Below are 18,957 nucleotides of genomic sequence, written 5' to 3' on the forward strand. Positions count from 1 at the left end.
CGGGCACGCATGATGGGTTCATGCGTGCCGCCCGACTGATCAAGATGGTCCTGCTGCTCCAGTCCCGTCCTTCGATGACGGCGGCCGAACTGGCCGAGCAGCTGGAGGTGTCCGAGCGGACCGTCACCCGTGATGCCCTCGCCCTCTCGGAGGCGGGGGTTCCGGTGTATGCGGACCGGGGCAGGGCCGGCGGGTACCGGCTCGTCGGCGGGTACCGTACGCGCCTCACGGGTCTGGAGCGCGGCGAGGCGGAGGCGCTGTTCCTGTCGGGGCTCCCGGGCGCGCTGCGGGACATGGGGCTCGCGGACGCGGCCTCCTCGGCCCGGCTGAAGGTCAGCGCGGCCCTGGTGCCCTCGCTGCGCGACGCCCCCTCCGCGGCGGCGCGGCGCTTCCATCTGGACGCCCCTGGCTGGTACCAGGAGCCGGAGACGCCGGAGTTGCTCGCTCCGATCGCGGAGGCGGTCTGGGGCGACCTGCTGATCCGGGCCCGCTACCGGCGCGGTGACTCCGAGGTGGAGCGCGAACTCGCGCCGTACGGACTCGTCCTGAAGGCGGGCGTCTGGTACGTCTGCGCCCGGGCCGGCGTCTCGTTCCGTACGTACCGGGTGGACCGTTTCACGGCGGTCGCGGTCGGCGGGGAGCGATTCGCGCGGGAGGAGGGCTTCGACCTGTCCGCGTTCTGGGAGGAACGGGCGGCCGAGTTCGCCCGGTCGATCCTGCGCGCCGAGGTCGTCCTGCGGCTGACGGAGGCGGGGTCGGCCAGGCTGCCCTTCGTGACGGACCGGACCGCGGCCGAGGAGGCGCTCGCGGCGGGGGTGGCCGAGGGGGGACGGGTGACCGTGACGCTCCGGGTGGAGAGCGAGGAGGTGGCTTTCGGCCAGCTGTTCGGCCTCGGCCCGGAGGCGGAGGTCCTTGCCCCCGCCTCCCTGCGCGAGCGGTTCGCTGAGGCCGCGCGGCGCACGGCCGAGCGCTACCGGTAGCCGCCGGTCCTCACGTCACCGGTCCACAGGTCACCGGTAGTCGGCCACGTCCGGCTTCCCCGTCTCGCCCGCGACGATGTAGCCCCAGGCGTCCGGGCGGGAGCCGTCGGCGTCGGTGAAGCCGTACTCCTTGGCGAGATCCCCGCTGGAGAGGGACTGACCGGTCCAGCGGTGCCGGTCGGGGTCGGCCGCGAGGGCGGCGACGGCCCGGCCGACGTACACCGGCGACTCCGAGACGCCGAAGTCGGGGATCTTCTCGGTGGCGTCGCGCCAGTTCTCCTCCGTGACACCGAAGCCGGCGAGCATCTGCTCCGACCTGAGCCAGCCGGGCGTGACGGCGACGGCGGTGCCGCCGAACTCCTCCAGCTCCTTCGCGAGGCCGAACGCCATCCGGATCGGGGCGTTCTTGGTGAGGTCGTAGTAGAGGTTCTCGCGGTATCGGGTGTTGTTGTACGCGGCCGTGCCGTCGGTCATCTCGACGACGAGGCCGCCGGGGTTGCGGATCAGCAGCGGGATCGCGAAGTGCGAGGTGATGGCGTGGGTCCGCACGCCGAGTTCGAGCATCCTGAGACCGCCGGTGAGGTCGTTCTCCCAGGTCTTCTTCCCGAAGGTGACCAGGTGCTCGCCGCCCCAGACGTCGTTGACGAGGACGTCGAGCCGCCCCCGCTCCCGGTCGATCCGGTCGACGAGGGCGCGGACCTGTTCGGGCTCCAGGTGGTCGGTGGGGATCGCGATGCCCTCGCCGCCGGCGGCCGTCACCAGTTCGGCGGTCTCCTCGATGGTCTCGGTGGCCCGGCCGACCTCGCTGAGCTTGTCGCGGGTGGTGCGGCCCGTGGCGTAGACGGTGGCTCCGGCGGCGCCTAGCTCGACGGCGATGGCCCGTCCGGCGCCCCGCGTGGCCCCGGCGACCAGGCATACGCGTCCGTGGAGAGGTGCGGTCTCAGATGTCATGATCACCAGGCTGGCAGAAAAACCCGACATCTTCTGTCCGGATTCCTTTCGGGCTTTCCGGGTGCGTCGGACTCCGCGAGCCGTGATGCTGGAGCGGTGATGGACGAGACCGAGTTCTGGGAGCTCATCGACGCCAGCCGCGAGGAAGCCGAGGGCGACCCCGAGGAGCAGGCCGATCTGCTCGTGGAGCGGCTGACCCGGCTGGACCCCGACTCGGTGCTCGACTACGCGCGCCATTTCGAGGCCCGTTTCAACCGCGCGTACCTCTGGGATCTGTGGGGCGTCGCGGCGGTGCTCTTCGACGGGGCGGGCGAGGAGACCTTCGACTCGTTCCGCTGCTGGCTGATCGGCCAGGGCCGGGAGGTGTACGAGGGCGGGGTGCACGATCCGGACGCGCTGGCGGAGCTGCTCGGCGACTTCGACGTGGAGATCGACGGGGACGGCGAGGAGATCGGCTTCGCGGCGGACGAGGCGTACGAGCGGCTGACCGGCGCCGAGACCCCGGACCTGGGCATTCCGATGCCGGGCGGGGAGCCGCTGGGCACCCCCTTCGACCTGGAGGACGACGAGGTGCTCGCGGCCCGCTTCCCCCGGCTGTGGGAGCGCTTCGGTTCGGGGTGACCCGGGGTCCTGGGCGCGTCAGAAGTGGGTGCCGCCGTCGATGCGGACCTCGGTGCCGGTGATGAACCTCCCGTCCTCGGAGGCGAGCATGGCGACGACGCCGGCGACGGTCTCGGGGCCCGCGAAGCCCTGGCCGAGCGCGGGGGCGAGCTTCATGAAGAGGGAGAGGTCGGCGTCCTCGGGGAGGCCGGGGCCGACGCTCTGGCGGCTGGCGCCGGTGCCGTCGGTCATGCCGGAGGAGATGGAGCCGGGCTGGACGGCGGTGAAGCGGATGCCCTGCTTGGCGTACTCGGCGGCGAGCGCGTGCGTCATGGACTGGATGCCGCCCTTGCTGGCCGCGTAGGCGGTCATGTAGGGGTGGGCGAACATCGCGGAGGTGGAGGAGAAGTTCACGACGGCCGAGCCGTCGCCCTCCAGGAGCGCCGGTATCGCCTCGCGGATCACGAGGAAGGTGCCGGTGAGGTTGATCCGGATCACCTGCTCGAAGGAGTCCAGGCTCGTCTCGTGGGTGTGCGAGGACCGCAGGATGCCGGCGGCGTTGACCAGGACGTCCAGGCCGCCGAGCGCCTCGACGGCGGCGGCGACGCCGGCCCGTACGGAGTCCTCGTCGGCGACGTCCAGGACGACGGTGGTGAGGCGGTCGGCGGCTTCGCCGGCCTTGGCCGCGGTGTCCTTGAGGCCGTCCTCGCTGACGTCGGCGGCGACGACCCTGCCTCCCTCGGCCAGCATGCGCAGGACGGTCGCCTGGCCGATGCCGGAGCCCCCGCCGGTGATGAGGGCGCGGCGTCCTTCGTAACGGGTCGGCTGGGTCATGGCGGCCACCTTCTCGATGTCGGGCTTTCCGGGGAAACGCTGGGGAAGCGCACGCCACCGTACGCCCACGTGGCACGTTTTGCCACACCTGCACGTCATGCACGTTCGGCAGCCGCAGGCGTACGCTTCGTGGGGTGAGCGACAAGACACCCCCTCCACCCCCCTCCCTCACGGAGCGCCGCAAGGCCGCCACCCAGCTGGACATCGCCCGCGCCGCCGCCGAGCTCTTCACCGAGCGCGGCCCCGACGGCACCACGGCCGAGGACATCGCCCAGCGGGCCGGTGTCGCCCTGCGCACCTTCTACCGCTACTTCCGCTCCAAGCAGGACGCCGTCGCCCCGCTCCTCGCGGGCGGCGCCGACCGCTGGCGGGAGCTCCTCGCGGCGACGGAACCGGGCGCGGGCCTGCCCGAGGCTCTGGAGCGCTCGATCGCCGCGTCGCTCACCCCGGAGACCGGGGCGGAGGCGGAGGGCCTGCGCTGGACGCGCGGACTGCTGCGGGCCGCCGCCGAGGACCCCGCCCTCCGGGCCGTCTGGTACCGGGTCAACCAGGAGTCCGAGGAGCGGCTGCGCGAGGTCGTCGCCGGACTCGCGGGACCTGACGCCGACCCGCTGGAGGTACGGCTCGCGGCGGCGGCGGCCACCGACGCCATCCGGATCGCCCTGGAGAGCTGGGCGGAGACGGAGGCAACGGAGCACGGAGAGGGCGCACCGGCCACCCTCGCGGTCCGCTGCCTGCGCGAACTGATGGGCGGGATGAGGCTGCTGCGGGAGGCGTGACGGAGGGCGTCAGGCGAGGAGCGAGCGGCCCACCGGAGCGCGTCAGGCGGGGAGCGAGCGGCCCATCGGAGCGCGTCAGGCGAGGAGCGAGCGGCCCATGAGGACGTCGTCCACGTACGTTCCGGCGAGGAACAGCTCCCCCGGCAGCACCCCCTCGACCACGAAGCCCTCGGAGGCGTAGAGCGCGCGGGCCGGCGCGTTGTGCCCGAGGACCCGCAGGGTGATCCGTACGGCGCCCTCCTCCCTGGCCCGGCCCATGGCCGCCCGCAGCAGCCTCCGGGCGACGCCCTCGCCCCGGGCGGACTCGGCCACCGCGAGGCCCTGGATCTGGCGTACGTGGGCGGTGGCGGCGAGCGGGGTCGGCGGGACCACCCGGACGTACCCGACGACCGTTCCGCCGCGCACCGCCACGAGATAGTCCCCCGGCGGATGGCGCGCGTCGAAGAAGGGCTCGCCCGGCACGGGGGCGGGCTGCACCGCGTGGAGCGTCGACCAGGTGGCCCGGTCGAGCTCGGCGAGAGCGGCGTCGTCGTCCGGTACCGCGGCACGTATCCGTATCCGCGTCCCTGGCGGCGTCTCCGACTCCGTCTGTGTCTCCGGCTCGAACATGGCGGCCACTGTGCCACGCACCGGCCGGGGAGGGCAGGATGGGGACCATGCAGCGTTCCGCCACCCGCAAGCGTGTCGCCGTCACCGGCGCCTCCGGGCTCATCGGCTCGGCCCTGGTCCGCTCCCTGCGCGCCGACGGCCACGACGTCCTCCGCCTCGTCCGCCGCCCCGCCCGGACCGCCGACGAGGTCGAATGGGACCCGAAGCGGCTGTACGTGGACGCCGCCGGGCTCGTCGGCGTCGACGCCGTCGTGCACCTGGCGGGCGCCGGCGTCGGCGAGCGCCGCTGGGACGAGGCGCACAAGAAGGAGATCCGGGACAGCCGGGTCCTCGGCACGACGGCGATCTCCCAGGCGCTCGCCTCGCTGGCCGACCCGCCGGAGGCGCTGGTCTGCGGCACGGCGCTCGGCTGGTACGGGGACACCGGCACGCGCGCGGTGGACGAGAGCGCCCCCGCCGGGACGGGCTTCCTGCCCTCGGTCTGCGTGGAGTGGGAGGCGGCGGCCGCCCGCGCCGAGGAGGCCGGCATCCGGGTCACCTACGCCCGCACGGGCCTGGTGGTGGCCCGCGAGGGCGGCGCGTGGGGGCGGCTCTTCCCCCTCTTCCGGGCCGGGCTCGGCGGGCGGATGGGCGACGGCCGCCAGTACTGGTCGTACATCTCCCTCCACGACGAGGTGGCCGCCCTGCGGCACCTGGTCGACACCCCGTCCCTCTCGGGTCCGGTGAACCTGACGGCGCCCGAGCCCGTCACCAACCGCGAGGTGACGGCGGCGATGGGCCGGGTGCTGCGCCGCCCGACCCTCTTCACCGTCCCCGCGCCGGCCCTGAGGCTCGTCCTCGGCGACTTCGCGCAGGATGTGCTGGGCAGTCAGCGGGTGCTGCCGGGACGGTTGTTGGAGACCGGTTTCGACTTCGCCTTCCCGACGATCGACGACGCGATCCGGGCGGCGGCGCACTGACGGCGGGGGCGCCGACGGGGCCGCCCCCTCCTCGTCACCCCTCCCCCGCGGGTCCCTGCGCTCCCCGTGCTGCGTGCACCCCGGCGCGCGCGGGCCGAATCCACGGGAGCGCTGCCTAGGCTCGATGCCCACTGTTCGATACGAACGCGAACTCGGGCATTCCGGGGGCCTGTTGGGGGCATAACGCCTCCCACCGGCGGCGCCGACCTGGGGAGGGGCACGTGCTCAGCACCGCAAGCAGCGCACAGCACAGGGACGTCGTGGAGGCCGTCGACGTCGTCATCGTAGGAGCAGGGACGGCGGGCCTCGCGGCCGCGCACCGGCTGACCTGCGCCGGGCTCGCCGTCGCCGTCCTGGAGGCGGAGCCGCGGGTCGGCGGCCGACTGGCCACCGACCTCGTCGACGGCTTCCTGCTCGACCGGGTGGGCCCGCTGCTCACCCTCTCGGCCGAGGAACTGCGGACCACGCCGGGCCTCGGCGGTCTGGCGCTCCGCCCGTTCGCCCCCGGGGTGCTCGTGCACAGCGACGGGCGGTACGCGCGGTGGGGCGTCCCGCACCCGCGCCGGACGGCCGGACAGCGGAGCGGCGGGGTCCACCGGGGCGTGGGGGGAGCGTTCAGCATGGCGCGCGCCCTCGCGAGCGCCCCCCGAAATCCGGCCGCCTCGCTGGACCAGGCGCGGCTCGGCGCGTCCCTCGTCCGGCTCGCCGCGACCCCGGCCGGGCGGCTGCTCGCCCGCCCCGAGCGGACCGCCCGGGAGGCCCTGAGTGCCCGCCTCCCCGCCCGGACCGTCCAGGGGGTGCTGCGGCCGCTGCTCGCGGCGCTCCTCGCCGACCCGGACCTCGGCATGTCGAGCCGTCAGGCGGACCTGGCGCTGCGGGCCTTCGCCCGGGCCCGGCCGGCCGTCCCCGAGGGCGGCTCGGCGGCGCTCCCCGAGCGGCTCGCCGCCGCGCTGCCGCCGGGCACGGTGCGCACGGGGGTCCGGGTCACGGACGTGTCGGTGTCCCGGGTCGCGACGGCCGGGCACGGTGTCATCGGCTGCCGCTCGGTGCTCCTGGCGACGGGCGCGCGCTCGGCGGCGGAACTGCTGCCGGGCCTGCGTGTCCCCGGCTTCCACCCGGTGACCGTCCTGCACCACACGGCGCCCGTGGCGCCCACGGCGGACCCCACCCTGCTCCTGGAGTCCGACGCCGGGGGGCCGGTGGCCCACACGACGGTGATGAGCGCGGTCGATCCGTCCCGGGCTCCGGCGGGGCGGGCCCTCATCACCTCGACGGTCCTCGGCACGCCGCCGGACGACACGGAACGGCGGGTCCGCAAACACCTCGCCACGCTGTACGGCACGTCCACGGACGACTGGGAACTCCTCGGCCTCTACCACACCCCGAACGCGGTCCCGGCGATGCGGGCGCCGCACGACGCCCAGCGCTCGGTCCGGCTGCTTGCCGGGCTGTACGTGTGCGGCGACCACCGCGACACGAGCACGCTCCAGGGGGCGCTGACGTCGGCCCACCGCGCCACCCAGGCCCTCCTGACGGACCTGAACCTCCCGTCGCCACGCCGGCCACACGCCAAGGCGGCGTGACCCTGCTGCGGGCCGTGCCCTTGCCGGCCGGGTGTGGGCAGCGCCCCCGCTGGGCCCGGTCGGGCGCGGCCCGCCCGGGGCACCGCGGGTCAGCCGAGGGCGGACACTCGGTCGCGGTACGTGCGGGCCGGTGCCGCGTCGCGGTACGGCTCCAGGCGGCGCTCGAAGTCGCGCACGTACTCGAGCGCCCGCGCGGACCGCATCTCGGAGGCCTGCTGCGCCGCCTCCGCGCCCAGGGCGCACGCCTGCTCCAGTTCCCCCAGGGCGAGGCGCGACGTCGCCAGGACCACCCGGCAGAAGAGGCGGCTGCGGGCGAAGCCGGGCGCGCGGAGCTGGAGCGCGCGCTCGGCGTGCTGCGCGGCGGGCCGGTACTGCTGGAGGTCCCGGTGGCAGTGCCCGAGCTCGTCGGCGAGCTGGGCCTCGTCGAACGTCCGGGCCCAGTACGGCACCTCGTCGCCGGGCCGGGCCGCCTCCAGGGCCCGCTCGGCACGGGCCAGGGAGGCGCTGCAGGCCCGCGCCTCGCCGAGGACCGCGTGGCCGCGCGCCTCGACGGCGTGCAGCATCGCCTGGACGACGGGCGGCGCGACGGTTCCGACGCCCTGCTGGGCGACCCGGGCGAGCTGCACGGCCTCGCGCCCGTGGCCGAGGTAGACGGCCTGGCAGCTCATGGTGAGGAGCACGTACGAGCCGTAGGCCCGGTCTCCGGCCGCCTGGGCGAGGCGCAGCGCCTGGACGAAGTAGCGCTGGGCGAGGCCGTGGGCGGCGATGTCGTACGAGGTCCAGCCGGCGAGCCGGGTGAGGTCGGCGGCGGCGGCGAAGAGACGGCGGCCGGTGGACTCCCCGTACGTGCCGCGCAGCATGGGCTCGGCCTCGTGCTCCAAGTAGCGGACGAGGGCCTGGCGGGCGTGGCCGCCGCCGTAGGCGTGGTCGAGGGTGCGGAAGAGTTCGCCGACGGAGCGGAGGGCGGCGATGTCGCCGCTGGAGACCCGCTGGCCGGGGGCCCGGTCCGTACCGCGCTGGCGGGGCACGGAGAACCGCCCCTGGGACGGGACCCGCGGGTCGTGCGGGGACGCCGCCGCGGAGGACGGCTCGCCGCGGGCGACCCGCTCGTCGGCGCGGCCGATCAGCCAGTCGCGGCTGGGGACGACGAGCCCGGCCGGGGTGAAGGCGATCTTGCGGAGTTCGGCGTGGCTGCCGGAGTCCTTGCGCCACAGGCCGCTGACGATGTCGACGGCCTCCTCGGGCGTGGCGGCGAACTCCAGGCCCGCGTAGACGGGCGCGCAGGCGTCGAGACCGAGGTCTTGGGCGGAGAGACGGCGGCCGAGGCGGCGGGTGAAGACCTCGGCGATGAGGGCGGGGGTGGTGCCGCGCGGCTGCTGGCCGCGGAGCCAGCGGGTCACGGAGGTCTTGTCGTACCGCAGGTCGAGCCCGTGTTCCAGACCGAGCTGGTCGACCCGTCTGGCGAGCCCCGCGTTGGAGAACCCGGCTTCGGCGATGAGCGCGGCGAGCTGGCGGTTCGGGATGCGCTGCGGTGGTCGTTCCGTCATCAGCTGTGCGGTCTCCTGCCTTCCGGGTCCGGGCGGCAGCCCCGTCGGACCCTCATGGAACGGCGCGAATTTAGCGGTCCTCACGGCCCGTACCGCCAGCTTCGCCCCACATTCATCCGATCGTGTGAGGATTGATGGCACCGCTGACGTAGGCGGCCCCGTCCACCTGCCGGAGGGGTGTCCCCCGCACCGCCGTACAGTGGCAGGGGCGCGAATGACGCACGGTGCCGAGCCGGCCCGGGATGATCCCCGGTCCCCGGCGTCCGGCACCCAGGAGGAGGCATGGCCGTGAGTGAGCTGCGATTCGTCCGCCTTGGGTTCGGCGAGGAAGCCGTCGACTACCAGGTGGCCTGGGACAGGCAGCGCGACGTGCACGCCGCACGGTTCGCCGACGAGATCGACGACACCTGCCTGCTGCTCGAGCACCCGCCCGTCTACACGGCCGGCCGGCGCACGCAGGAGAACGAGCGGCCGCTGGACGGGACGCCGGTCGTGGACGTGGACCGCGGCGGCAAGATCACCTGGCACGGCCCCGGCCAGCTGGTGGGCTACCCGATCATGAAGCTGCCCCGCCCGGTGGACGTCGTCGCGCACGTGCGCCGCCTGGAGGAGGCCCTGATCCGTACGGCCGCCGAGTTCGGTGTGGCGACGACGCGGATCGAGGGGCGCAGCGGGGTGTGGGTCCTCGGCGACCCGGTCGAGCGGCGCCCGTCGCTCGGCGGTCTGTCCCTCGACTTCGACCCGCGGCTGAACGACGAGGAGTTCGACCCGCGGCTGAACGGCCCCGAGTACGCCCCGTCCAACGCCGGCCAGCGCCGCGAGGACCGCAAGCTCGCCGCGATCGGCATCCGGGTCGCCAAGGGCGTCACCATGCACGGCTTCGCCCTGAACGTGAACCCGGACAACGCCTGGTTCGACCGGATCATCCCGTGCGGCATCCGCGACGCGGGGGTGACCTCGCTCGCCAACGAACTGGGCCGGGACCTCACGATCGCGGAGGTGCTGCCGGTCGCGGAGAAGCACCTGCGGGACGTGCTGGAGAACGCGGAGCTGAAGCCGCGGGTGATCGAGCGTGAGACGGAGCGGGCCTCGGCCCCGGCTTCGGCCTGAGGAATGCCGGGCTCTGGCCACGGGTTGGCCAGGCGTAGAGCAAGGCATGGAAGCAACGGGCGTACCCTGGTGTGCGCCGAAGAATCGAAGCTACAGGAGCCGATGTGTCCGCAGTCGCACCCGACGGACGCAAGATGCTGCGCCTGGAGGTCCGGAACGCCCAGACCCCCATCGAGCGCAAGCCCGAGTGGATCAAGACCCGGGCGAAGATGGGGCCCGAGTACACGAAGATGCAGGGCCTCGTGAAGAGCGAGGGCCTGCACACGGTCTGCCAGGAGGCGGGCTGTCCCAACATCTTCGAATGCTGGGAGGACCGCGAGGCGACCTTCCTCATCGGCGGTGACCAGTGCACCCGGCGCTGCGACTTCTGCCAGATCGACACGGGCAAGCCCGAGGCCCTCGACCGTGACGAGCCGCGCCGGGTGGGCGAGTCGGTCGTCACGATGGACCTGAACTACGCCACCATCACGGGCGTCGCGCGCGACGACCTGGAGGACGGCGGCGCCTGGCTGTACGCGGAGACCGTGCGCCAGATCCACCAGCAGACGGCGGACCGCGCCGACGGCCGGACCAAGGTCGAGCTGCTCGCCCCCGACTTCAACGCGGTGCCGGAGCTCCTCAAGGAGGTCTTCGACTCCCGCCCCGAGGTCTTCGCGCACAACGTCGAGACCGTCCCGCGGATCTTCAAGCGGATCCGCCCCGGCTTCCGCTACGAGCGCTCCCTGGACGTCATCACCCAGGCCCGCGACTACGGTCTGGTCACGAAGTCGAACCTGATCCTCGGCATGGGCGAGACCCGTGAGGAGATCAGCGAGGCGCTCCAGCAGCTGCACGACGCGGGCTGCGAGCTCATCACGATCACCCAGTACCTGCGCCCCTCGGTCCGGCACCACCCCGTGGAGCGCTGGGTGAAGCCGCAGGAGTTCGTGGAGCTGAAGGAGGAGGCCGACGAGATCGGCTTCTCCGGCGTGATGTCGGGCCCGCTCGTCCGCTCCTCCTACCGCGCGGGCCGGCTGTTCCAGCAGGCGATCGAGAAGCGCGGCGCCGTCGACAACGCGACCCAGGCGGTCTGAACCCCTCCCCGGGCCGTGTGAATCGCCGCACAAGTAGTTACCGGCCGGTACTGGCCGAATCCGGCGCGGTCCGTACGCCTCCGCAGCTCAGCGGGGCCGTACGGGCCGCGTCGGCGTCCGCGCGGTCCGCCACCTGGCCGCGCCCACGCTTCACCAGTGTTTGACCACCGGGTCACGCCCTGGTAACACCGATCTGTGAGCCTGGTTTCACACACCGCCACCACCCGCTCACACCCCACCTCGTCTCACCCGCAATCGAGGGAGGACCCCGCCATGCCGGCCGCACCGACGCACGTCCGCGTCACCGCGATCCCGTCCGTCACCGACGCCCTGAAGGCCGTGGAGTCGCTGCTCCTGGGCGCCGGGCAGCGCACCGCCCGGCGCAACGCCTGGAACTCCGTCCTGGAGGACCGCCGCCGCGCCAAGGACCGGGTGGAGGCCCAGCGCGTGATGGAGGTCGCGTCCGGCCGCGCTTCCCGGGCCACGTAAACTTCAGGACATGGCGAGGAAGGCAAACACGAGCAGCGCTGACGCTGCGAACCCCGGGCGACTGAAGCAGATCGCCCTCACGTACCAGATGACCCGGAAGGCGGACCCGAAGGTCGGTCTGGTCGTCGCGGGCGTGGGCATCGTCGTACTCGGTGTCCTCCTCGCGATCGGCTTCCTCATCGGTCATCCGGTCTACCTGGGCATCCTGGGCCTGGTCCTGGCGCTCCTGGCGGCGGCCATCGTCTTCGGGCGGCGCGCGGAGCGCGCGGCCTTCGGGCAGATGGAGGGCCAGCCGGGCGCGGCGGCGGCGGTGCTGCAGAACGTCGGGCGCGGCTGGACGACGACCCCCGCGGTCGCGATGAACCGCAGCCAGGACGTCGTGCACCGCGCGGTCGGCCGCGCGGGCATCGTCCTGGTGGCCGAGGGCAACCCGAACCGGGTCAAGACCCTGCTCGCGGCCGAGAAGAAGCGGATGAACCGCGTCGTGGTGGACGTGCCGGTGCACGACATCATCGTCGGCGACGGCGAGGGCCAGGTGCCGCTGAAGAAGCTCCGTACGACCATGCTCAAGATGCCTCGCGTGCTCACCGGCCCGCAGGTGACGGCGGCCAACGACCGGCTCCGGGCGATGGGCGACCTGATGAGCAACATGCCGTTGCCGAAGGGCCCCATGCCGAAGGGCATGCGGATGCCACGCGGCGGAAAGATGCGCTGACACCACGGAACCCGAAGGGCCCCGGACCGAGTGGTCCGGGGCCCTTCTCGTGTCCCCGGTCCTCAGATCCGCACCTGGACGGCGGCGGAGAGGCGGTCGTGGAGGCCGCGGCCGTCGCGGTCCCAGATGAGGGCCGGGACGGCGAGGCAGACCAGGAGGGAGCGGAGCGCCACGCGGAACAGGCCGAGGCGGCCGCCGTTCACGGAGACGACCCGCAGCCCGAAGAGGAGCTTGCCGGGCGTCGAGCCCACCGTGCCGACCGTCAGGACGCCCAGGACGAACAGGATGAGGAGCGCCCAGTTCCCCGTCGCCTGGTTGTAGCCGTCGGTGATCAAGCCGTATGCGATCAGGAGGCACAGGGCCCAGTCGACGGCGAGGGCGCCGAGGCGCCGCCCGGGGCGGGCGATCGAGCCGGGGCCCGTCTCGGGCAGCCCGAGCTGCTCACCGCGGTAGCCGAAGTCGACGCCTGCGTCCTCGGCCGCCGCGCGGGGGCCGGAGAGCCAAGATCCGAGTGCTTGCCTGTTGTCCACCCGACCACGGTACTGCGCCCGTTTTCGATCACTTCGGCCCGGGTACGCGAACGACTCCGACAAGGCGGCGAGGCACCCGGCCCGGTTAACTTCGACGAAACAAATGGGTCATGCTTGAGAAATCCCGTCTGCCTATGGTCGGGTCCAGCGTGTGCCACCGCACTGGCCGCACGAACGAGCTGCAACCCCGCCCCTCCCCGGGCCGGGAGTAGGAGGAGTTGGATGTCCCAGAACAACGGGTTCCAGAACGCCGACGAGGTCCAGAAGTTCATCAAGGACAACGACGTCAAGATGGTCGACGTCCGGTTCTGCGACCTTCCGGGTGTGATGCAGCACTTCACGATCCCGGCGACGGCCTTCGACCCGGCGGAGGAGCTCGCCTTCGACGGCTCGTCGATCCGCGGTTTCCAGGCCATCCACGAGTCCGACATGGCGCTCCGAGCCGACCTGTCGACGGCCCGCGTGGACCCCTTCCGCCGCGACAAGACGCTGAACATCAACTTCTTCATCCACGACCCGATCACGGGCGAGCAGTACAGCCGTGACCCGCGGAACATCGCGAAGAAGGCCGAGGCGTACCTCGCCTCCACCGGCATCGCCGACACCGCCTACTTCGGCCCCGAGGCGGAGTTCTACGTCTTCGACTCGGTGCGCTTCGAGACCTCGGCGAACCAGGGCTTCTACCACATCGACTCCGAGGCCGGCGCCTGGAACACCGGTGCGGAGGAGAACAACCGCGGCTACAAGGTCCGCTACAAGGGCGGCTACTTCCCGGCCCCGCCGGTCGACCACTTCGCCGACCTGCGCTCGGAGATCTCCCTGGAGCTGGAGAACGTCGGCCTGCAGGTCGAGCGCCAGCACCACGAGGTCGGCACCGCCGGCCAGGCCGAGATCAACTACAAGTTCAACACGCTGCTCGCCGCGGCCGACGACCTGATGCTCTTCAAGTACATCGTGAAGAACGTCGCCTGGCGCAACGGCAAGACCGCGACCTTCATGCCGAAGCCGATCTTCGGTGACAACGGCTCGGGCATGCACGTCCACCAGTCGCTCTGGTCGAACGGCGACCCGCTGTTCTACGACGAGACGGGTTACGCGGGCCTCTCGGACACCGCCCGCTACTACATCGGCGGCATCCTCAAGCACGCCCCGTCGCTGCTCGCCTTCACCAACCCGACGGTGAACTCGTACCACCGCCTGGTCCCGGGCTTCGAGGCCCCGGTCAACATGGTGTACTCGCAGCGCAACCGCTCCGCCGCCATGCGCATCCCGATCACGGGCTCGAACCCGAAGGCCAAGCGCGTCGAGTTCCGCGCGCCGGACCCGTCCTCGAACCCGTACCTCGCCTTCTCGGCGCTGCTCCTCGCGGGCCTCGACGGCATCAAGAACAAGATCGAGCCGATGGAGCCGATCGACAAGGACCTGTACGAGCTGGCTCCCGAGGAGCACGCGAACGTCCCGCAGGTCCCGACCAACCTCGAGGCCGTCCTCTCCGCCCTGGAGGAGGACAACGAGTACCTCCAGGCCGGTGGCGTCTTCACCTCGGACCTGATCGAGACCTGGATCGACTACAAGCGCACCAACGAGATCGCCCCGATCCAGCTCCGCCCGCACCCGCACGAGTTCGAGCTCTACTTCGACCTCTAAGCCGTACCTCGCGAGCGAGGTTCCGCCGAGGCCCGTCGTCCCCTTCGAGGGGGCGGCGGGCCTCGCCGCTTTCCGACCAAGATCACGATCACGCGAACAACTGACGAACTATCGCGTGTACCTACGAGTAGGGGGTTCACGTTCCGCGACCGGCCGGTAGCGTCTCGTCGTCGCTGCCGCCACACCCGGAGCACTGGGCTCCGCTGGGACTAGCTGGCGCGATGAGGACTGCCTACGTGACTCAGGCGGCATTCGCCCCTGCGGAGACGCTCAGACTCCAGCCGTACACCGATCACTGCCGCGTCATCGCCGACGAGGGCGCGCACGTGGTCATCGGCGTCTCCCCGGGAAACAGTTATTTCACCGCCCAGCGGCTGCGCGAGCTGACGCGCTGGGGCTTGGACCACTTCGATCAGGTCGATCTCGTCTACACCGATCTGCATGTCGCCGACATGTACGAGGCGCTGGGGTACGGGGCCGACGAGGCGCGGCGGAAGGCCGTCAAGAACCTGCGGGGGGTGCGGGCCAAGGTCGGGACGGCCGTGGCGGAGGCCGACCCCACGGGCGTACGGGTACGGGCCCGCGGGATGTCGGAGTTCCGGGACGTCCCGGCCTACCGCGAGCTGCACCGCACGGTGCTCGACGCGGTCGCGGCGGACCCGGTGGTGCGGGAGACCTGCGACGCGCTGACCGGCATCTTCCTGGCCGGGAAGCTGGCGCCTGGGCAGCGGACCGACGAGCGGCAGCGGGAGGTGTGCCGGGCGTACATCTGCGCGGAGGTGCCGCTGTTCCTGGACACGCCCGCGATCCTCGGGGTGCCGTCCTCGCTCAACTGCTACCACCAGGCACTGCCGTTGGCCGATCTGCTGTACGGGCGGGGGTCCGGGCTCCGGGCCTCGCGCAACCAGGGCCACGGCATCCTCACCCCCACCGACACCACTTTCGAAGGAACCGCGCGATGAGCGTCGCCGTCAAGACCCTGCCGGCCTTCCCCTTCGACTGGGACGGGACCCGGCTGCCCGCCGAGATCGACGCGCTGCGCGCCGAACCGGTCCGGAGGGTCCGCACGATCGCCGGGGCCGAGGCCTGGCTGGTCTCCTCGTACGAGCTGTGCAGGCAGGTCCTGGAGGACCCGCGGTTCAGCCTGAAGGACACCTCGGCGCCGGGAGCGCCGCGGCAGTACGCGCTGACGATCCCGCCGCACGTGGTGAACAACATGGGCAACATCACCGGGGCCGGGCTGCGCAAGGCCGTCATGAAGGCGATCAACCCGAAGGCGCCCGGCCTGGAGGAGTGGCTGCGGGCCCGGGCCGGAGCCCTGGTGGACGCGCTGGTCGCCGAGGGGGCGCCCGGGGAGCTGCGGGGCGCCTACGCCGATCCGTACTCGGCGGGACTGCACTGCCGGATGCTGGGCATCCCGGAGGAGGACGGGCCGCGGTTGCTGCGCAGCCTGGACGTGGCCTTCATGAACGCACCGCGCGAGATCGAGGCGGCCCGGCTCCACTGGGACCGGGACATCGCCTACATGACCGAGCGTCTGGACGATCCGGCGACGGGCGGCCTGATGGCGGAGCTCGCGGCGCTGCGCGAGGATCCCGAATACGCGCATCTGACGGACGAGATGCTGGCGACGGTGGGCGTGACGCTGTTCGGGGCGGGGGTGATCTCCACCGCCGGATTCCTGACGATGGCCCTGGTGTCGGTGCTCACCCGGCCGGACGTGCGGGAGGCGCTGACCGCCGGCGGCGCGGGCGGGGTCGCCGGTGCCATGGACGAGCTGCTGCGGGTGAATCTGTCGATCGGCGACGGGCTGCCGCGGCTCGCCCTGGAGGACGTGCGGCTCGGCGAGGTCGAGGTGCGGGCCGGTGAACTCGTCCTGGTGCTCGTGGAGGCCGGGAACCACGATCCGGAGCACTTCCCGGACCCGCTGGCGTTCCGGCCGGACCGGGAGAACGCCTCCGAGCACCTCTCCTTCGGCGGCGGGCGGCACTACTGCCCGGCGACGGCGCTCGGCAAGCGGCACGCCGAGATCGCCCTGGAGACGCTGCTCGACCGGCTGCCGGGGCTGCGGCTCGCGGTGCCGGTCGAACAGCTGGTGTGGCGCACCAACTTCATGAAGCGGCTCCCCGAACGGCTGCCGGTGGCCTGGTAGCCGACGGGATCCGCGACGGCGCTGCCCGGCACACGCCGGGCAGCGCCCCTCCGGTGTCAGCGGCCGTAGCGGATCAGGGCTCGGACCATGCGGCAGGTGGTGTCGGAGGGCGGGTGGATGCCGAGGGTCTCGGCGGTCGTGCGTATCGTCGCGTTCGTGGCTTTCGACGGGACGTAGACGCCGGCGTCGAGGAGGGCGATCGCGAGGCGCATGGCCTTCAGGCGGCGGTTGTGCGTCACGTACCACTCGCGGGGGCGGCCCGCGGGGAGCGGCTTCTTCTGGAGCGGCTTCCAGGGTTCGAGGGACGGCGTCCGGATCACGGCGAGAGCCATGGGCTACCTCCTGGCGAACGGGGGGGTGCGGGCCCTCCCCGGGACCCTCACCTTCACTCCCTATTTTAGAGACCCCCACTGACAATCGCCCCTGGCCAGATGGGGTTTGGGGGGTGGTGGAGGGGGGTGTGGGGGGTACCGTGGGGGCCATGGAGATCTGGATCAATCCCGCCTGTTCCAAGTGCCGCAGCGCCCTCACCCTCCTCGACGCGGAAGGCGCCGACTACACGGTGCGCCGCTATCTGGAGGACGTGCCCTCGCCCGAGGAGATCCGGGGCGTGCTCGAGCGGCTCGGTCTCGAGCCCTGGGACATCACGCGGACCCAGGAGGCGGTCGCCAAGGAGCTCGGGGTGAAGGACTGGCCCCGGGACGCGGACAACCGGGAGCGGTGGATCGAGGCGCTCTCCGCGCACCCCAAGCTGATCCAGCGGCCCATCATCACGGCGGAGGACGGCACGGCGGTCGTGGGCCGGACCGAGGAGGCCGTGCGGGACGCGCTGTCCCGCTGAGGTCAGGGCCGGCCCGTCAGGAAGTGCCCGATCCGGGAGAGCGCGGTGGGCGGAAGGTCCGCCGGCAGGGTGTGGTGGGTCGCGGCGGGCAGGCACTCCGTCACGATGCCGGGGACGGTCGCCGCGGCCCGGGCGGCCACCTTGGCCGCGTCGTGGACGCGGCTCTGCCCGGCGAGGAACAGCAGCGTCGGGGGCCGCAGGGCGGCCAGTTCGGCGGGGGTCGGGCGGGGGCCCGTGACCGGGCGGTGGCGGGGCGGTTCCGCCGCGAGGACGTCGAGGCGCCGTACCGCCGGATCGTGCTCCGCGCCGCCGGTCTCCCAGGCGAGCAGGGCCTCCGTCCGGGCGGGCGTCGGGCGCAGCAGCACGGGCAGGGCACGCAGGAGGTAGCCGGGCCGGAAGCCGGTGAAGCAGCCGGTCGGGTCGAGCAGGACGAGGCGGTCGCTCCGGCCGGGGGCGGCCAGGGCGTACCGGAGCGCGATCCATCCCCCGTACGAGTGGCCGCAGAAGGCCGCCGAGGTGAGTCCGAGTCCGTCGAGCAGGGCGTCGAGCCAGGCCGTGAGGTCCCCGGCGGTACGGATCGGGCGGCCGTCCGCCCGGCTGCGGCCCGGCCCGCCGACGAGGTCGACGGCGTGGACCCGGTGCGTCGTGCCGAGCGCGGCGGCCGTCGTCCGCCAGGAGCAGGCGGTGTCCCCGCCGCCGGGCAGGAGGACGACCGGTGGGCCGTCCTCGGGCCCGTGGTGGAGGACGTGGGTGGTGCCGTGGGGGGTGCGGAGTTCCGAGGTGGTGGTGGGGCGGGGCCATCGGGCGAGGAGTGCGTCGTAGGCGGCGGTGTGGGCGGCGGTGTGCGGAGCGCCGGTGCGGGTCGCCCTCGACGCGCGGGACAGGGCATGCGGCATGACACGAGTCCTCTCGTTCGGCGATAATCTCGCTGAGCGAGATAATAGGAGGTTGCGGTGGCCGAGTCACCGGAGATGCGGATCTTTCACCAGCTGCGCGAGGTGACCGTCGCGTACGGCCTGCGGCAGGCCGAGTTCGCCGCCCGCAACGGTATGCACCCCACGGACGTACGGGCCCTCATCTGCCTCCTCGACGCCGAACGCGCCGGCACGGACGCGACCGCCGGATGGCTGGGCGAGCGCCTCGGGCTCAACTCGGCGGGCACGACCTCCGTCGTCGACCGGCTGGAGCGGCTCGGGTACGTGGCCCGGACGCGCGACCCCCGCGACCGGCGGCGCGTGCTGCTCTCCGTGGAGGACCGGGCGAAGGAACTGGGACGCGCGCACTTCGGGCCGCTCATCGACGGAACGGTCGCGCTGCTCGGCGGCTTCACGGAGGACGAGACCCGTGCGGTACGGCGTTTCCTGACGGGGGTACGGGAACTCATGGACGGCGGGGAGGGCGGGGGCGGCGGGCGGTGAGCGGCACCGGCGCGTTCGGGAAGGACCTGCGTCTGGACCTCGCCGCCGGCGGCAGCCGCCGGGCCGGGCTCACCCGCGGCCTGCGCGAGGCCGTGCGGGGCGGGGTCGCCACGGAGGGCCTCGCCTCCTGCCGCCACCCC

General features: G+C 72.9%; 21 protein-coding genes. 14 read left to right on the plus strand and 7 right to left on the minus strand.

Annotated features, from left to right (window positions below; genetic code table 11):
* Positions 1 to 20 precede the first annotated feature (20 nt).
* A complete protein-coding gene (locus ACZ51I_RS01940) occupies positions 21 to 980 on the plus strand; it encodes a helix-turn-helix transcriptional regulator (protein ID WP_468870864.1) in 960 nt (319 codons plus the stop codon).
* A gap of 30 nt (positions 981 to 1,010) precedes the next feature.
* Here the strand turns inward: ACZ51I_RS01940 and ACZ51I_RS01945 are convergent, their stop codons facing one another.
* Positions 1,011 to 1,931, minus strand: a complete 921-nt coding sequence (locus ACZ51I_RS01945; RefSeq protein WP_468870865.1) for an SDR family oxidoreductase — start codon at positions 1,929 to 1,931, stop codon at positions 1,011 to 1,013.
* 99 nt (positions 1,932 to 2,030) lie between these two features.
* Here ACZ51I_RS01945 and ACZ51I_RS01950 point away from each other — a divergent pair, with 99 nt between their 5' ends.
* The gene (locus ACZ51I_RS01950; protein WP_468870866.1) at positions 2,031 to 2,552 is read left to right on the plus strand and encodes a DUF4240 domain-containing protein; all 522 of its coding nucleotides are present in this window, start codon (positions 2,031 to 2,033) and stop codon (positions 2,550 to 2,552) included.
* An 18-nt stretch (positions 2,553 to 2,570) separates the two neighbouring features.
* Here the strand turns inward: ACZ51I_RS01950 and ACZ51I_RS01955 are convergent, their stop codons facing one another.
* Entirely contained in the window at positions 2,571 to 3,365 is a 795-nt protein-coding gene (locus tag ACZ51I_RS01955; protein ID WP_468870868.1) for an SDR family NAD(P)-dependent oxidoreductase, read from the minus strand.
* A 134-nt stretch (positions 3,366 to 3,499) separates the two neighbouring features.
* Here ACZ51I_RS01955 and ACZ51I_RS01960 point away from each other — a divergent pair, with 134 nt between their 5' ends.
* Positions 3,500 to 4,144: a TetR/AcrR family transcriptional regulator gene (locus ACZ51I_RS01960; RefSeq protein WP_468870870.1), complete on the plus strand. Its 645-nt coding sequence runs from the start codon at positions 3,500 to 3,502 to the stop codon at positions 4,142 to 4,144.
* A 75-nt stretch (positions 4,145 to 4,219) separates the two neighbouring features.
* On the opposite strand, the gene ACZ51I_RS01965 is transcribed toward ACZ51I_RS01960, so the two are convergent.
* Positions 4,220 to 4,753 carry a GNAT family N-acetyltransferase gene (locus ACZ51I_RS01965; protein WP_468870871.1) on the minus strand — a complete coding sequence of 178 codons (534 nt, stop codon included), beginning with the start codon at positions 4,751 to 4,753 and terminating at the stop codon, positions 4,220 to 4,222.
* 38 nt (positions 4,754 to 4,791) lie between these two features.
* On the opposite strand from ACZ51I_RS01965, the gene ACZ51I_RS01970 reads away from it, so the two are divergent.
* The gene (locus tag ACZ51I_RS01970; RefSeq protein ID WP_468870872.1) at positions 4,792 to 5,712 is read left to right on the plus strand and encodes a TIGR01777 family oxidoreductase; all 921 of its coding nucleotides are present in this window, start codon (positions 4,792 to 4,794) and stop codon (positions 5,710 to 5,712) included.
* Positions 5,713 to 5,933: 221 nt separating this feature from the next.
* The gene (locus ACZ51I_RS01975; protein WP_468870873.1) at positions 5,934 to 7,295 is read left to right on the plus strand and encodes an FAD-dependent oxidoreductase; all 1,362 of its coding nucleotides are present in this window, start codon (positions 5,934 to 5,936) and stop codon (positions 7,293 to 7,295) included.
* Positions 7,296 to 7,384: 89 nt separating this feature from the next.
* Here ACZ51I_RS01975 and ACZ51I_RS01980 read toward each other — a convergent pair whose 3' ends face one another.
* Positions 7,385 to 8,842: a regulator gene (locus tag ACZ51I_RS01980; protein ID WP_468870874.1), complete on the minus strand. Its 1,458-nt coding sequence runs from the start codon at positions 8,840 to 8,842 to the stop codon at positions 7,385 to 7,387.
* Positions 8,843 to 9,130: 288 nt separating this feature from the next.
* Here ACZ51I_RS01980 and lipB point away from each other — a divergent pair, with 288 nt between their 5' ends.
* From lipB to ACZ51I_RS02000, 4 genes are all read left to right on the plus strand, one after another.
* The gene (gene lipB / locus ACZ51I_RS01985) at positions 9,131 to 9,952 is read left to right on the plus strand and encodes a lipoyl(octanoyl) transferase LipB (protein ID WP_468870875.1); all 822 of its coding nucleotides are present in this window, start codon (positions 9,131 to 9,133) and stop codon (positions 9,950 to 9,952) included.
* A 104-nt stretch (positions 9,953 to 10,056) separates the two neighbouring features.
* The gene (lipA, locus tag ACZ51I_RS01990; RefSeq protein ID WP_366038069.1) at positions 10,057 to 11,025 is read left to right on the plus strand and encodes a lipoyl synthase; all 969 of its coding nucleotides are present in this window, start codon (positions 10,057 to 10,059) and stop codon (positions 11,023 to 11,025) included.
* Positions 11,026 to 11,298: 273 nt separating this feature from the next.
* Positions 11,299 to 11,514, plus strand: a complete 216-nt coding sequence (locus tag ACZ51I_RS01995; protein WP_468870876.1) for an SCO2195 family GlnR-regulated protein — start codon at positions 11,299 to 11,301, stop codon at positions 11,512 to 11,514.
* Positions 11,515 to 11,524: 10 nt separating this feature from the next.
* Positions 11,525 to 12,229: a DUF4191 domain-containing protein gene (locus tag ACZ51I_RS02000; RefSeq protein ID WP_468870877.1), complete on the plus strand. Its 705-nt coding sequence runs from the start codon at positions 11,525 to 11,527 to the stop codon at positions 12,227 to 12,229.
* A gap of 62 nt (positions 12,230 to 12,291) precedes the next feature.
* Here the strand turns inward: ACZ51I_RS02000 and ACZ51I_RS02005 are convergent, their stop codons facing one another.
* Complete coding sequence (locus ACZ51I_RS02005) at positions 12,292 to 12,759, minus strand: RDD family protein (protein ID WP_468870878.1); 468 nt, start codon at positions 12,757 to 12,759, stop codon at positions 12,292 to 12,294.
* Positions 12,760 to 12,981: 222 nt separating this feature from the next.
* Here ACZ51I_RS02005 and glnA point away from each other — a divergent pair, with 222 nt between their 5' ends.
* The 3 genes from glnA (at position 12,982) to ACZ51I_RS02020 (ending at position 16,558) form a co-directional block, all read left to right on the plus strand.
* A complete protein-coding gene (gene glnA / locus ACZ51I_RS02010; RefSeq protein WP_468870880.1) occupies positions 12,982 to 14,406 on the plus strand; it encodes a type I glutamate--ammonia ligase in 1,425 nt (474 codons plus the stop codon).
* Positions 14,407 to 14,642: 236 nt separating this feature from the next.
* Positions 14,643 to 15,368 carry a cyclodityrosine synthase gene (locus ACZ51I_RS02015; RefSeq protein WP_468870881.1) on the plus strand — a complete coding sequence of 242 codons (726 nt, stop codon included), beginning with the start codon at positions 14,643 to 14,645 and terminating at the stop codon, positions 15,366 to 15,368.
* The gene (locus ACZ51I_RS02020; RefSeq protein ID WP_468870882.1) at positions 15,365 to 16,558 is read left to right on the plus strand and encodes a cytochrome P450; all 1,194 of its coding nucleotides are present in this window, start codon (positions 15,365 to 15,367) and stop codon (positions 16,556 to 16,558) included. The genes ACZ51I_RS02015 and ACZ51I_RS02020 overlap by 4 nt, the downstream gene beginning before the upstream one ends.
* Before the next feature lie 56 nt (positions 16,559 to 16,614).
* On the opposite strand, the gene ACZ51I_RS02025 is transcribed toward ACZ51I_RS02020, so the two are convergent.
* Complete coding sequence (locus tag ACZ51I_RS02025; RefSeq protein ID WP_468870883.1) at positions 16,615 to 16,890, minus strand: hypothetical protein; 276 nt, start codon at positions 16,888 to 16,890, stop codon at positions 16,615 to 16,617.
* A gap of 149 nt (positions 16,891 to 17,039) precedes the next feature.
* Here ACZ51I_RS02025 and ACZ51I_RS02030 point away from each other — a divergent pair, with 149 nt between their 5' ends.
* Positions 17,040 to 17,399, plus strand: a complete 360-nt coding sequence (locus tag ACZ51I_RS02030; protein ID WP_468870885.1) for an arsenate reductase family protein — start codon at positions 17,040 to 17,042, stop codon at positions 17,397 to 17,399.
* A gap of 2 nt (positions 17,400 to 17,401) precedes the next feature.
* Here the strand turns inward: ACZ51I_RS02030 and ACZ51I_RS02035 are convergent, their stop codons facing one another.
* Positions 17,402 to 18,295 carry an alpha/beta fold hydrolase gene (locus ACZ51I_RS02035; protein WP_468870886.1) on the minus strand — a complete coding sequence of 298 codons (894 nt, stop codon included), beginning with the start codon at positions 18,293 to 18,295 and terminating at the stop codon, positions 17,402 to 17,404.
* A 75-nt stretch (positions 18,296 to 18,370) separates the two neighbouring features.
* On the opposite strand from ACZ51I_RS02035, the gene ACZ51I_RS02040 reads away from it, so the two are divergent.
* Positions 18,371 to 18,817, plus strand: coding sequence for a MarR family winged helix-turn-helix transcriptional regulator (locus ACZ51I_RS02040; protein WP_468871670.1), 447 nt, complete (start codon positions 18,371 to 18,373; stop codon positions 18,815 to 18,817).
* Positions 18,818 to 18,957: the final 140 nt, after the last annotated feature.

It is taken from the genome of Streptomyces sp. NPDC034084 (assembly GCF_055575535.1).

Coding starts and splice junctions, on each gene's coding strand:
- ACZ51I_RS01945 (WP_468870865.1), bottom strand. CDS start 1,931: ATGACATCTGAGACCGCACCTCTCCACGGACGCGTATGCCTGGTCGCC.
- ACZ51I_RS02000 (WP_468870877.1), top strand. CDS start 11,525: ATGGCGAGGAAGGCAAACACGAGCAGCGCTGACGCTGCGAACCCCGGG.
- ACZ51I_RS02030 (WP_468870885.1), top strand. CDS start 17,040: ATGGAGATCTGGATCAATCCCGCCTGTTCCAAGTGCCGCAGCGCCCTC.
- ACZ51I_RS01980 (WP_468870874.1), bottom strand. CDS start 8,842: ATGACGGAACGACCACCGCAGCGCATCCCGAACCGCCAGCTCGCCGCG.
- ACZ51I_RS01950 (WP_468870866.1), top strand. CDS start 2,031: ATGGACGAGACCGAGTTCTGGGAGCTCATCGACGCCAGCCGCGAGGAA.
- ACZ51I_RS02020 (WP_468870882.1), top strand. CDS start 15,365: ATGAGCGTCGCCGTCAAGACCCTGCCGGCCTTCCCCTTCGACTGGGAC.
- ACZ51I_RS02025 (WP_468870883.1), bottom strand. CDS start 16,890: ATGGCTCTCGCCGTGATCCGGACGCCGTCCCTCGAACCCTGGAAGCCG.
- ACZ51I_RS02035 (WP_468870886.1), bottom strand. CDS start 18,295: ATGCCGCATGCCCTGTCCCGCGCGTCGAGGGCGACCCGCACCGGCGCT.
- glnA (WP_468870880.1), top strand. CDS start 12,982: ATGTCCCAGAACAACGGGTTCCAGAACGCCGACGAGGTCCAGAAGTTC.
- ACZ51I_RS02040 (WP_468871670.1), top strand. CDS start 18,371: ATGCGGATCTTTCACCAGCTGCGCGAGGTGACCGTCGCGTACGGCCTG.
- ACZ51I_RS01970 (WP_468870872.1), top strand. CDS start 4,792: ATGGGGACCATGCAGCGTTCCGCCACCCGCAAGCGTGTCGCCGTCACC.
- ACZ51I_RS01955 (WP_468870868.1), bottom strand. CDS start 3,365: ATGACCCAGCCGACCCGTTACGAAGGACGCCGCGCCCTCATCACCGGC.
- ACZ51I_RS01965 (WP_468870871.1), bottom strand. CDS start 4,753: ATGTTCGAGCCGGAGACACAGACGGAGTCGGAGACGCCGCCAGGGACG.
- ACZ51I_RS01995 (WP_468870876.1), top strand. CDS start 11,299: ATGCCGGCCGCACCGACGCACGTCCGCGTCACCGCGATCCCGTCCGTC.
- ACZ51I_RS01940 (WP_468870864.1), top strand. CDS start 21: ATGCGTGCCGCCCGACTGATCAAGATGGTCCTGCTGCTCCAGTCCCGT.